Annotated in this window: 10 protein-coding genes; 1 reads left to right on the top strand and 9 read right to left on the bottom strand. The window is 45.4% G+C overall.

The window, feature by feature from the left end:
* The first annotated feature begins 102 nt into the window (after window positions 1-102).
* A complete protein-coding gene (locus AC5JL3_RS05880) occupies window positions 103-1,227 on the top strand; it encodes an RpoD/SigA family RNA polymerase sigma factor (RefSeq protein WP_496073583.1) in 1,125 nt (374 codons plus the stop codon).
* A gap of 60 nt (window positions 1,228-1,287) precedes the next feature.
* On the opposite strand, the gene larB is transcribed toward AC5JL3_RS05880, so the two are convergent.
* The 9 genes from larB to AC5JL3_RS05835 all read right to left on the bottom strand — a co-directional run bounded on the left by larB (window position 1,288) and on the right by AC5JL3_RS05835 (window position 12,177).
* Window positions 1,288-2,073: a nickel pincer cofactor biosynthesis protein LarB gene (gene larB / locus AC5JL3_RS05875; protein ID WP_496073582.1), complete on the bottom strand. Its 786-nt coding sequence runs from the start codon at window positions 2,071-2,073 to the stop codon at window positions 1,288-1,290.
* A 102-nt stretch (window positions 2,074-2,175) separates the two neighbouring features.
* Window positions 2,176-2,754, bottom strand: a complete 579-nt coding sequence (locus AC5JL3_RS05870) for a PIN domain-containing protein (RefSeq protein WP_496073581.1) — start codon at window positions 2,752-2,754, stop codon at window positions 2,176-2,178.
* A 13-nt stretch (window positions 2,755-2,767) separates the two neighbouring features.
* Window positions 2,768-3,253, bottom strand: a complete 486-nt coding sequence (locus AC5JL3_RS05865) for a hypothetical protein (RefSeq protein WP_496073580.1) — start codon at window positions 3,251-3,253, stop codon at window positions 2,768-2,770.
* An 88-nt stretch (window positions 3,254-3,341) separates the two neighbouring features.
* Complete coding sequence (locus AC5JL3_RS05860; protein WP_496073579.1) at window positions 3,342-5,153, bottom strand: ABC transporter substrate-binding protein; 1,812 nt, start codon at window positions 5,151-5,153, stop codon at window positions 3,342-3,344.
* Between the two features lie 66 nt (window positions 5,154-5,219).
* A complete protein-coding gene (locus AC5JL3_RS05855; RefSeq protein WP_496073578.1) occupies window positions 5,220-7,007 on the bottom strand; it encodes an ABC transporter substrate-binding protein in 1,788 nt (595 codons plus the stop codon).
* A gap of 67 nt (window positions 7,008-7,074) precedes the next feature.
* Complete coding sequence (locus AC5JL3_RS05850) at window positions 7,075-8,886, bottom strand: ABC transporter substrate-binding protein (RefSeq protein ID WP_496073577.1); 1,812 nt, start codon at window positions 8,884-8,886, stop codon at window positions 7,075-7,077.
* A 93-nt stretch (window positions 8,887-8,979) separates the two neighbouring features.
* Window positions 8,980-10,761, bottom strand: a complete 1,782-nt coding sequence (locus AC5JL3_RS05845) for an ABC transporter substrate-binding protein (protein WP_496073576.1) — start codon at window positions 10,759-10,761, stop codon at window positions 8,980-8,982.
* A 161-nt stretch (window positions 10,762-10,922) separates the two neighbouring features.
* Window positions 10,923-11,420 (bottom strand): type I restriction enzyme HsdR N-terminal domain-containing protein, encoded by a 498-nt coding sequence (locus AC5JL3_RS05840; RefSeq protein ID WP_496073575.1) that lies wholly within the window; start codon window positions 11,418-11,420, stop codon window positions 10,923-10,925.
* 112 nt (window positions 11,421-11,532) lie between these two features.
* Window positions 11,533-12,177: an SH3 domain-containing protein gene (locus tag AC5JL3_RS05835; RefSeq protein WP_496073574.1), complete on the bottom strand. Its 645-nt coding sequence runs from the start codon at window positions 12,175-12,177 to the stop codon at window positions 11,533-11,535.
* Window positions 12,178-12,215 lie beyond the last annotated feature (38 nt).

Genomic DNA, 12,215 nt, shown 5'->3' with positions numbered 1-12,215 from the left:
CACTTGCGTCAAGAATCGTTTAATTCTTGTCACCGTATAGCGTTAGTCACAAGAGAGCCACCTTCTCTCAATCTCTCGTACACTCATAACTCGAAGCTCGCCATGAACATTGCTGAATTGAACCAGATCGATGATCTCAAGTCTACAGAAGATACAGATTTTTCTCCTCCTGATAATTTTGAGGTAGAGGAAGCTGACTTGAGTCTTGTAGAAGTTGAATTCTCGGAAGCAGGGGATCATTTGGCAGCCGGACGTGCATCTGGATATCGCAAAACTAGCTCGGATGACACGGTAGGTGCTTTTTTCAAAGAAATGGCACGTTACCCGCTGCTTAAGCCAGAAGAAGAGATTGAACTCGCCAATCGTGTCCAGTTTTTACTGGAAATGGATGAACTCCAACAACGATTGGAGACAGAATTAGGACATAAGCCTAGTAAAGCGGAAGTTGCAAAAGCACTCAATCTTACAGAACGTCAGCTAGAAAGTCGTCTCTACCGCGCTCGTGTGGCAAAGCGTAAAATGATTCGCTCCAACCTGCGCTTAGTGGTATCAATTGCTAAAAGATATTTAAACCGTGGTGTTCCTTTCCTGGATTTGATTCAAGAAGGAGCCTTGGGTTTGAATCGGGCGACGGAAAAGTTCGATCCAAACAAAGGTTATAAATTCTCTACCTATGCATATTGGTGGATTCGTCAGGCGATTACTCGCACGATCGCTAATGATGCTCGAACGATTCGTTTGCCAATTCATATTGTTGAAAAATTAAATAAACTCAAGAAAGCTCAGCGTGACCTCAAGCAAGAACTGCAACGCAACCCCAATGAAGAGGAGCTAGCCCAAGCTTTAGAAATCACACCTTCCCACTTGCGTCAGCTACTACAGTTGCGTAGGCGATCGCTTTCTCTCAACCACCGGGTTGGTAAGGGAGAAGATACAGAACTCGTGGATTTGCTCGAAGATAATGATCTGCGTTTGCCAGAAGAGCAGATGAGCGAAACCATGATGCGCCAAGAAATTTGGGATGTTTTAAGTGATGTATTGACAGAAAGAGAAAAAGATGTTATATCACTTCGCTATGGTTTAGCCAGCAGTGAACCCTACACCTTAGAAGAAGTAGGTGGCATGTTCAATCTTTCCCGTGAGCGTGTTCGTCAGATTCAAAGCAAAGCCATGCGTAAGTTGCGCCGTCCCCAAGTGGCTCGACGCCTCAAGGGTTGGCTGAATTAAACCCTAATCTCAAGCAGGGGCGCTGCGTCTTGCGCCCCTACAAGTACTGTTGCCTGAAGTCTATTGCTCATTAATTGGTTTAAGCTTGTGGGCTGTTCTCAGGATTTGCCCTGCCAAAATCGCTGCCCCAAATCCATTATCAATATTGACAACTCCGATTCCAGGCGCACACGAGTTGAGCATTGTTAAAAGAGGAGCAATGCCGCCAAAACTTGTGCCATAGCCAATACTCGTAGGCACTGCAATCACTGGGCAATCTGCCAAACCTGCGACAACACTAGGTAACGCCCCTTCCATTCCAGCGACGACAATTAGGACATCTGCCTCGGTAATTACCTGCTGATTACTCAGCAAGCGGTGGATACCAGCCACCCCAACATCCCAAAGGCGCTTGACTTGAAAGCCACACAGTTCAGCGGTTACAGCGGCTTCCTCAGCAACTGGTAAGTCAGATGTACCTGCACATATGACACTGATAATTCCTGAATATTTAGATGGGATTGTTTCTGATACTAATGTGCAAATCCGGGCAGTTGGATAGTATTGCAAGCCTGAGACTTTTTCTTGCAGTTTGGTAAAGACATCTGGCTCAATTCGGGTTGCCATAACTAGAGGATTACCTACCCGCATCACCTCGATAATTTGTGCAATTTGTTCAGGCGTTTTCCCCAAGCCCCAAATTACCTCAGGAAAGCCAGTTCTTAAGGTGCGGTGATGGTCGATTTTGGCAAAATCCCCGACTGACTCAAACGTAAGATTTTTCAGTTTGTCTAGGGCACTAGCTGGTGTCACGTTACCAGCAGCAACAGCTTCTAACAAGGAATGCAAGGCTTCAGGTTGAGTCATTATTACAAAAACTGTCTATTCGGTCACTTTAAATTGATGACTGTTCCCACAATATCTGGTTAAGGAACAGCAGAAAGTCATAATCATCCTGTACTAACTAGCTTACGAAGTTGATTGAGAATTCAGCCAACCCAGGAAACTTTCAGTTGTCCTGAAATACTGTTCTACACCAGCATCCCGCAAAGGCTGCTGAACGTCTAACGCTCCAAATTCTTTGACATTGCCACTTAGGAACACCTTAACTTCAGTAGGATGTACGCTTGCATCCTGAAGGATGCTGCACAGAATCAAATTGTCAGTAGGCTCTTTTTCAAAGAAAGCTGTGTTCAAGCTTGTCTGAAGCATATCGGCAGTTAGAGCAATGATCTCAGCCTTGGCAGCAAGCTGATCGAGAGCTTGAGATAGACGCTCTTTGACATTGTTAAGTAACCCCCGATTTTCAACTACAGACTGCCTCACATGGAAAAGGAGAGATGGAGCATAAGGTGAAGTAACGTCTCGTCGCAATTGGCTGATTTGCAAATTCAACTCGTTCTCAAATCGGTTGCGACGCTTTAGTTCATCCTCTAGCGCCGAGAGGGCTTCCATACAGCGGATGCTGGGGATGGCGATGCGGACTGATGAAGGCGGTGTTGAGAGTAAATTGTAGGGTTGAGAGTGGCGTCCTGTAGCAATGCTCATTAAGAAATTAGTTTCAATATACAGTCTCACCACTTAGTGCTATCCCAGAGTAAGTCGTTCCATCTTCAATCTGCTGTAACAAACCAACTTCCGCTAACTGTTGTGAAGCTGGCGGTGTTTGGGATTTCCAGTGATAGGCTAAGTCACTCAGCCATGCTTCAACTAGCCCCTCTAGGTAATGATGAAATATTCGTATTTCCCCGTATCTGGGTTCATAATGGCTAAGTACAGGGGCAGTCTTAATGTAGCTAACTGATTCAGACAGATTTGTATCGTCACATCGAAAAATCTGAATGTCTTCAAGGTCAACTAGCATGGCAAAAGGAATCTCTGTATTTGCTGCTTGCAGATACGATTTCACTTTCTCAATAAACCAATCCTTATGTTGCTTGCCTTCGAGGTGCCTTGCTTTGACCTCAACTACTAGAATGATTTTCCTACTTTTGTCTTGGGCGATGATATCAAATGGAATATCATTGTTCAGTTTTTGGATTTCCATGACCCTAATTCCTACAGCGAGTTGAGTGTCTCTCCCTCATCAGGCTGCTGTTATACCTTCATCCTATGCTAAGTAGATATCAAGCCTGTTAATCGCTGACTTTCAACTCGTAGATATTCCAGACGACACCACCAAGGGCATTGTATTTCACATTTTGGATGCGATCGCGTACTGCCGACATTGATAATGAATTCACAAGGTAAATCATCGGCAAATACTCTTGCGTAATACGTTGCGTCTCGGCGTAGATGGCTTTGCGTTTTGCTTCGTCTACTGTTTTTGCCCCCTCAACATAGAGACGACCGATTTGGGCCTCCCAATCGTAAACTTCTCTGCCCTCAATCGGTACTTGTCCCTGTTGGGGTTTCTGGTTGAAGGCGTGTAATCCTCCATCTGGTAACCAAACATTAGCCCCATCATGCGGTTCCACACCACCCGTGAAGCCTAAGAGGTAAGAGTCCCAGTCTAGGGTGTTGGAAAGTTTATCAACCAGCGTGTTAAATGCGATCGGATTGAAATCGACTTGAATACCAATTTGGCTTAAGTTTTGCTTAATTTGCGCTCCTAATGCTACACGAGTTTTATTTTCTGCATTGGTAAGTAACGTGAAGCGTACTCGATTGCCGTCAGCGTCAAGTAATTGTCCTCTATCGTTAAATTTAAATCCTGCTTTTGTTAATAATTCCTTTGATTGCTCAAGATTATAGTCGTAGACTTTTAGACCTTCTTGTTGCGAAATGTAGTAAGGGCTTTGTACAGAAATTGGTGAATTTTGTAACTCTCCCAACCCGCGTAGAGTGTTATTAATCATGCTTTGGCGATCGAGGGCATAGGCAATAGCTTGTCGAAATTCCACCGAAGTGAACCAACGAGACTTGATTGGATCAACTAGTGGGCGTCCGTTTCTTCTACCTTTGTTGAGGTTAAAGGAAAGAAAAATCGTACCGGGTCTTGCTTCTGCTGTGTAAAGCTTAAAATTTCCTCGCTTCTCTTCTCGCTTGAGTAGCCCAAAATGCTCAACAGGCATAGACCCCCAACCCTCAGTCAGATCTAAACCCCCAGAACGAAATTGAAGTAAAGCTGTTTCTTGTGATTCAACAATTTGCCAGACAATTCTCTGGATGTAAGGCTGAGGATTGCCTTGAGCATCTTTGCGCCAGTAGTAAGGGTTTCGCTCCAAAACTACACGTTGGCTGGGTACATAGCTAGCGACGCGGTAAGCGCCATTGACGACGATTTCTTGAGGATTTGCATCTGTTCCCCACATTGAGGCAAACTTTGGATTACCGTTGGCATCTTTAGTAATTACAGATTCGCGGAGAATATGCTTCGGTAAGATAACAATGCCATCTTGTGGCCCGGATGTAATGCGTAAGAAGGGAGCGAAAGGCTCTGGTAGAGTGAATTCAACCCGACGAGCATCCAGCGTTCTAATCTTAGGGAAAGTACCAGATGTACCAATTTTGAGAACATCTTTTTGATCGGTAGCAATTTCTGGATTAAAAACGATGTCATTATAGGTAAAGACAACATCATCTGCTGTCAATGGTGCGCCGTCTGACCACTTCAATCCCTCTCGTAAGGTAAAAACATAGCGCTGGTTATTGTCAAAGCTTTCCCAAGATTCAGCCAAAGCTGGCTCAATCTTTCCCGTGAAGTCATTGACATAGGTTAACCCCTCAAAGGTGAAAGGAAAAATATTGGGAAACTCGCTTTTTAGGGCGTAGTTGAAGGTTTTTGGATCGCTAATAGTATGCAGCACCAGTTGCGATACTTGAGCCGCTTCGGTTTTTAACTCGGTTGGGTTACAGCCTCCCAGAGCTAATCCAGGAATCACCCACAACATTAAGGTTAGTAGTATAGATAGCCAACGGTGGAGATGCGGCAAGACGATACTCATATTGCAGTGCTACTCAGCTTTCGACCCATGATAAACTTCTGTCGTTTCTTAGAGAGACAATCTTGATTATTGCTCCCTCACTTTCAATTCATAGACATTCCAGAGAGTTCCTCCAAGAGCAGAATATTTTACATTTTTAATGCGATCGCGTACTGCTGTCAGAGAAAGCGGATTCACCAGATGAATAAACGGTAAGTATTCTTGTGCGAGGCGTTGTGTTTCGGCATAAATTTCCTTACGCTTTGCCTCATCTACCTCCTGTGCGCCTTGGATATAGAGACGACCAATTTCTTCTTCCCAATCTGCTACCTCCCGCCCTTCTATCGGTGGTTGTCCGGGTTGAGGTTTCTGATTGAAGGGGTGGAATTGACCGTCAGGCAACCAGATATTCGCTCCACTATTCGGTTCAATGCCACCAGTAATCAGTCCGAAATAACATTCCCATTCGAGTGTGTTCAGCACCTTGTCGATCATGACGGCAAAATCAATGGGCGTGAAATCGACTTGAATCCCGATTTGACTCAGATCGGACTTAAGCTGCGAACCTATTGAGTCACTGATTCTACTACCTGCTTGGCTCAATAGGGTGAAGCGGACGCGGTTGCCATCTGCATCAAGCAACTGGTTTTTATTGTTGTATTTGAATCCCGCTCCCAGCAGTAATTCTTTTGCCTTTTCTGGATTATAGTCGTAGACTTTTAGACCTTCTTTGGGGGAAAAATAGTAAGGGCTTTGGACAGAGATGGGTGAATCTTGAAATTCACCAAGTCCACGAAAGACATTATTAATCATGGCTTGGCGATCAAGAGCGTAGGCAACGGCTTGTCTAAAGGCAAGGGTGTTAAACCAACGGGACTTAATCGGATCGACTAATGGGCGTCCCTTACGGCGACCTTTATTGAGATTGAAGGTAATAAAATTAGTCCCAAAGTCAGGGCCACCATTTTTAATCGTAAAATTGCCTCGTTTCTCTTCCCGCTTGAGCAACTGAAAACTACTAGGAGCAATTTCAAGCAGATCCAACCCCCCAGAACGAAACTGGATTAAGCCCGTATCGCTCGATTCGACAGTTTGCCAGATTAGGCGTTCAACATAAGGCTGTGGGTTACCCTGAGCATCTTTACGCCAGTAGTAAGGATTACGCCTAAAGATTACCCGTTCATATGGGGTGTAGCTCTCCAATGTATAGGCACCACTGCCAATAATTTTCTTTGGATCTGTATCAGTTCCCCAGGTAGATAGAAACTTCGGCTTTCCGTCTCGGTTGTTGGTAAATACGGCTTCGCGCAGGGCGTGTTCCGGCAAGATTGCAACGCCGCCAACCGTTCGGAGGAAGGGGGCAAACGTCTCTGGCACAGTGAATTCTACACGGCGGTCGTCCAGTTTACGAACTTTTGGTAAAGCACGACTCTCACCAATTCGGAGAACATCTCTAAAATCTGTGGGAATCCGCTCGTTGAAGAAGATGTCATTGTAGGTGAAAACAACATCATCGGTTGTCAGTGGTTCACCATCAGACCACTTCAGTCCTTCGCGCAGGGTAAAGACAATCCGCTTATTGTCTTCAGAAATGTCCCAAGATTCCGCTAGGGCTGGTTCAACGTCCGCAGTCACTCCGTTTTCCGTAATCAAGCCATCGTATATGTAACCAAAAACGGTGGGTGATGCTTGGTTCATCGCATAGTTAAAGCTTTGTGGATCGCCTGGATTGCGAAACACGATCTGGGGAACTTGGGCAGCTTCGGTTTTAAATTGAGAGAGAGTACAGCTTGAAAGTGCGATCGCCAAAATTAAGGCAAGTAAAACTGAAAACCAACGACGCAGAGTAGTAGTCGAGAACACAGCAGAAATCATGTTGCAGTGCCACTAGGCGTTTTTCGGATGATAGACCAGCTTCCTTTGAGGAGAAATAACCGGGTAATCACTTTATATATTCGTCTGTGAGTTTGAGTTCGTAGAGATTCCACAGACTACCCCCAAGGGATGAGTATTTTATACCTTTAACGCGATCGCGTACAGCCACAAAAGTTAGTGGGCTAACTAGATGGATGAAAGGTAAATTCTCTTGGGCGATGCGTTGCCCATCGGCATAAATCGCTTTGCGTTTGGCTTCGTCCAACTCCTGCGCTCCCTCAACATAGAGACGAGCCATTTCCCGCTCCCAGTCTGCAAATTCCTGTCCTCTGATTGGAGGTTGCCCTGGTTGAGGTTGTGAGTTGAATTGATGTAATCCGCCATCTAAAGCCCAAATTGTGGAACCCCCGTGCGGGTCAAGTCCAGCTCCGCCAATAGCGCCAAGGTAAGCGTCCCAATTCATCGTGTTGTTGAGCTTGTCTAAAAGCGCGTTGAAGTCAATGGACTGGAAGTCAACTTGAATGCCGATTTTACTTAAATCTCGCAGGATTTGGGTTCCAATAGAGCTGATGCGCCTACCCCCAGCATTAGTCAAGAGTGTGAAGCGCACGCGATTGCCTTTTTCATCGAGCAGTTCACCTCTATCGTTATATTTGAATCCCGCCTCCAACAGTAATTCCTTGGCTTTTTCCGGATTGTAGTCGTAGACTTTCAGACCCTTTTCCGGAGAGAGATAGTAGGCACTGTTCTCCGGAATCATTGAATGTTGCGGTTCACCCAAACCCAGAAGAATGTTGTTAATCATGGTTCGGCGGTCAATGGCATAGGCAATGGCTTGTCTAAACGCCACTTTATTGAACCAGCGAGATTTCATTGGATCGACTAAAGGCTTTCCGTTACGGCTTCCTTTATTGAGGTTGAAGCACATAAACAGTCTGGTCGTGTCGGGACCACCATTGTGGATCGTAAAATTAGCTCGATTTTCTTCTCGCTTCAGCAGGGCAAACGTTGCAGCGGAAATATCGAGGATATCAGCCTCTTTAGAGCGAAACTGTAATAAAGCTGTATCAGTGTTTTCGATAATTTGCCAGACGAAGCGCTCAATATAAGGCAGGGGATTGCCCTGAGCATCTTTTTTCCAGTAGTAGGGGTTACGACGGAATACTACACGCTGACCGATGCTGTAACTTTCCATCCGATAGGGACCATTGCCGATAATTTTGTCGGGATCGGTATCTGTTCCCCAAGTTGATAGAAACACAGGATTCCCCTGTGAGTCTTTGGTCTTTACCGATTGACGTAGAGCATGGGCTGGCAAGATTGGCGCTCCACCCGCATAGAGAAGGAAGGGTGCAAAAGGTTCTGGTACTGTAAATTCAACCCGGCGCTCGTCTAGTTTTCGCACAGTCGGCAGTGCTTTACTTTCTCCAATTCTGAGAACATCTCTGGTCGGGGCAGGAATTTGTTCATTCAAATAGATGTCATTGAACGTAAAAACTACATCATCTGCTGTCAGGGGTTTACCATCTGACCACTTCAAGTCTTTTCGCAGGGTAAAGACAATTCGCTTTTTGTCCTCTGAAATTTCCCAGGACTCAGCTTGGGCTGGATTAAGTTCCCCAGTAAGCCCATCTGCACTGATTAACCCCTCGTAAATGTAATCGAATACGTTCGGCGATTCTTGACTCAGGGCATAGTTAAATGTTTTAGGGTCAGTGCCAACATTAGCAACAAGTTGGGGGACTTGAGCCGCCTCAGACCTAAATTGAGCGATAAATTCAGCCGGACTACAGGAACCCAGGGCGATCGCTAAAATCGCAAAGAGTATACCTAAAAACCAATGACGGCGAGTACTGGTCGAGAAGGTAGTAGGGTTCATACTGTAACGTTACTCACGCTTTTTCATATAATCTCATCCTAGTGTCTTCAGCCTCGGATGATTGTCTCGGATGAGTGTGAAGAACAGCTTGGGTTAGTTGTCTTCAATCTTGAGTTGGTCAATGTTCCAGAGTGTTCCCCCAAGTGCAGTAAACTCCACACCCTTGACGCGATCGCGTACTGCTGCTAGCGCCAGTGGGTTCACTAGGTAAATAAAGGGCAAATTCTCTTGAGTAATTTGTTGCGTTTTCGCATAAATCGCTTTGCGCTTTGCTTCGTCTAACTCTTGTGCGCCTTGAATATACAGACGACCAATCTCCTGCTCCCAATCCGAAATTTCTCGACCTTCAATCGGAGGTTGTCCAGGTTTGGCGGGTTGATTGAAACGATGGGATGCACCGTTGGGCGACCAAATATTAGAGCCATCATTCGGCTCAATTCCTCCTGTAAAGCCAAGGAGATAACATTCCCAATCAATAGTGTTGTTGAGCTTGTCTAAGAGCGTTGTAAACTCGATCGCATTTATATCCACTTGCATACCGATTAGGCTCAAGTTTTGTTTAATCTGAGAAGCCATTGCTTCAGTGCCCCGACTACCCGCACCTGTTAGTAAGCTAAAGCGCACCCGATTCCCCGCTTCATCCAGCAGTTGACCTTTGGCATTGTATTTAAATCCAGCTTGCAAAAGTAATTCTTTTGACCGTTCAGGATTGTAGTCGTAAACCTTTAAGCCCTCTTTGGGAGAAAGGTAATAGGGACTTTGGACGGAAATTGGGGAATTTTGAGGTTCACCTAACCCTCGAAAAATATTGTTAATGATCGTTCGCCGATCAATCGCATAGGCAACAGCTTGTCGAAAGGCAACGTTGTTGAACCAGCGAGACTTAATCGGGTCTACCAGTGGGCGTCCTTTGCGCCTACCTTTATTGAGATTGAAGGCAATAAACGTTGTGCCATAGTCAGGCCCACCGTTGTAGATTGTAAATTTACCCCGTTCCTCCTCCCGCTTCAGCAAGGAAAAGGTTGCGGGGGAGACACCGACAATATCCAATCCCCCAGAACGAAACTGGATTAAAGAGGTATCGGTGTTTTCAACAAGTTGCCAAGTGAAACGCTGGATATAAGGTAGAGAATTGCCCTGACTATTTTTCTTCCAGTAGTAAGGATTCCGTTCAAAGACAACGCGCTGGCTGGCGGCGTAACCCGTGAGTCGGTAGGGGCCATTGGTAATAATTTTGTTTGGGTCTGTATCTGTTCCCCAGGTTGAGAGGAATTTAGGATTACCTTTAGCATCTTTGGTGTTGATCGCCTCGCGCAGTGCATGGGCAGGTAAAATGGCAAGACTTGCCGAGCGAAGAAAAGGGGCAAAGGGTTCAGGGATAGTAAATTCTATTTCACGCTCATTGAGTTTTCGCACAGTCGGCAGTGCTTGACTTTCCCCAATTTTTAAACTATCTCGGATTGGCGTGGGAATGGCTTCGTTGAAGAAGACATCGTTGTAGGTAAAAATTACATCGTCAGCGGTTAAGGGTGCGCCATCTGACCATTTCAGTCCTTCTCGCAAGGTAAAGACAATTCGTCGCTTGTCCTCAGACATTGTCCACGACTCTGCCAATGCAGGTTCTATTTCTCCCAGACCATTTTCAGTGATTAGCCCTTCATAGGTGTAGCTAAAAATGTTAGGCGATTCACTGCTTAAGGCGTAGTTAAAGGTTTTTGGGTCAGTCGTCTGACTAACGACTAATTGCGGTACCGATGCGGCTTGGGTGATGTATTGGGCTGGGCTACAGGAAGAAAGCGCGATCGCACAAACTACAGCCAGCGTTCCCGCCAACCAACGTCGCCCAGTTGTAGTGAATATAGAGAAAAGCTTCATAAATTAATTGATATCTATAAGCAGCTTAATCAGTCCACAAGGAGAGAGCTTCCAGGTAGCAAATGCTTGGTATTACTAGACGGACTGACGGTGGGATATCTTGTAGCAATCTATCTGCTAGAGGGTCTTGTCCTTTAGCAACAGTCATTAAAAAATTGGTTTCAACGTAAAGTACTACCAAGCGCTACCTCTTGCCGGGTTGTTCCACCTTCTAGCTGCTGTAGTAGACCGATTCCTGCTAGCTGTTCTGATGCTGGCGGATTTTTCGACTTCCAGCAATAAGCTAAGTCTCGCAACCACGCCTCGACTAATGTAGTTAGGTAAAGTTCAAAAATTCGCTTATTGCCAAACTCAGCATCATAATGGCGAAGAACATCCGCCGTTTTGAGAGAAGCAATCGGTTTGGTAGATAAACTAGCATTGTCTCCTTGAAAAATCTCAATGTCTTCGAGATCAACAAGCATTGCGAAAGGAATGTTTGTGTTCGCCGCTTCCAGATACGACTTGAGTTGTGAGATAACTTTTTGTTTCGCTTCCCTACTTTCGAGTTCAGTCGCTTTAACTTCTACTATTAGAACCATCCGCCCATCGCGTCCTTGGGCAAGGATATCAGCAAACCTCAAGTCAGCACGAGTAAGTTCAAATTTTGCTGCTTCCATAATTCTACTTCTCCCTTTCTCTAGAGAGGCTTAACCAGTCTACTTTGTACAATATCCTCATCCTAATGCGATCGCCCTAGCAAGAAGGTATAACTAAAAGCGATCGCTTACTCTATGAGCAGGTAGTCAAGGGACTCGGACACTGAGCATCTGGTGCAATCCAGCCTTTTAGTCCTTTATATTCAACCAAAGCCCAAGTGCGATCGCAACTTAAAAGCTTGACGGCTGTCTGTTCCGGAATACGACCAATTGTTGCGCTTTGAGTATTAGCATTCTTGTAAACAGAGACTCCCCTAGAACCATAGCCACGAGTACTTGTTCCCAACAACTGCGAGTAAATCCATCCAGTTCCCTGAAATTCAACTTCTTGAGGGCTTTCTGCACGAGTTAACTGCACCCAATTGCCTTGGGAAGCTGTAAGATCGACAACCACACCCGCTGTAGTTGTCGGTAAATTCCCGATAATTTTGTAATTGCTACCTGCTCCAGAGCGCACATTCAACCCTTTTGGATCAGTATCAATGACATAGGCAGAAATCTCACAAGTTCGTTCACTGTTTAGACTTTCCGCCAACTGAGTATTAGGTTGAGTTGAAGGTTTAGCCTCAGACGTACTAGATGCTTGAGGTGTTTGCACAGGCGTTGTTGTTGACGGACTCGACGCTTCACTGATTGGAGAGGACTGAGGTAAGTCAGAATCCTGGCAACCAACAGCAAGGCTACCCAAGAATACAGTCAATATTAATAAGCCTCTCATAACAGTCCTCTTATCGCCTTGCTTTAAATACAGAAACT

The organism is Symplocastrum torsivum, assembly GCF_059505465.1.
Note: the sequence above shows the minus strand (reverse complement) of the source record. Positions and strands in the feature narration are given on the sequence as shown.

Coding starts and splice junctions, on each gene's coding strand:
- AC5JL3_RS05880 (WP_496073583.1), top strand. CDS start 103: ATGAACATTGCTGAATTGAACCAGATCGATGATCTCAAGTCTACAGAA.
- larB (WP_496073582.1), bottom strand. CDS start 2,073: ATGACTCAACCTGAAGCCTTGCATTCCTTGTTAGAAGCTGTTGCTGCT.
- AC5JL3_RS05870 (WP_496073581.1), bottom strand. CDS start 2,754: ATGAGCATTGCTACAGGACGCCACTCTCAACCCTACAATTTACTCTCA.
- AC5JL3_RS05865 (WP_496073580.1), bottom strand. CDS start 3,253: ATGGAAATCCAAAAACTGAACAATGATATTCCATTTGATATCATCGCC.
- AC5JL3_RS05860 (WP_496073579.1), bottom strand. CDS start 5,153: ATGAGTATCGTCTTGCCGCATCTCCACCGTTGGCTATCTATACTACTA.
- AC5JL3_RS05855 (WP_496073578.1), bottom strand. CDS start 7,007: ATGATTTCTGCTGTGTTCTCGACTACTACTCTGCGTCGTTGGTTTTCA.
- AC5JL3_RS05850 (WP_496073577.1), bottom strand. CDS start 8,886: ATGAACCCTACTACCTTCTCGACCAGTACTCGCCGTCATTGGTTTTTA.
- AC5JL3_RS05845 (WP_496073576.1), bottom strand. CDS start 10,761: ATGAAGCTTTTCTCTATATTCACTACAACTGGGCGACGTTGGTTGGCG.
- AC5JL3_RS05840 (WP_496073575.1), bottom strand. CDS start 11,420: ATGGAAGCAGCAAAATTTGAACTTACTCGTGCTGACTTGAGGTTTGCT.
- AC5JL3_RS05835 (WP_496073574.1), bottom strand. CDS start 12,177: ATGAGAGGCTTATTAATATTGACTGTATTCTTGGGTAGCCTTGCTGTT.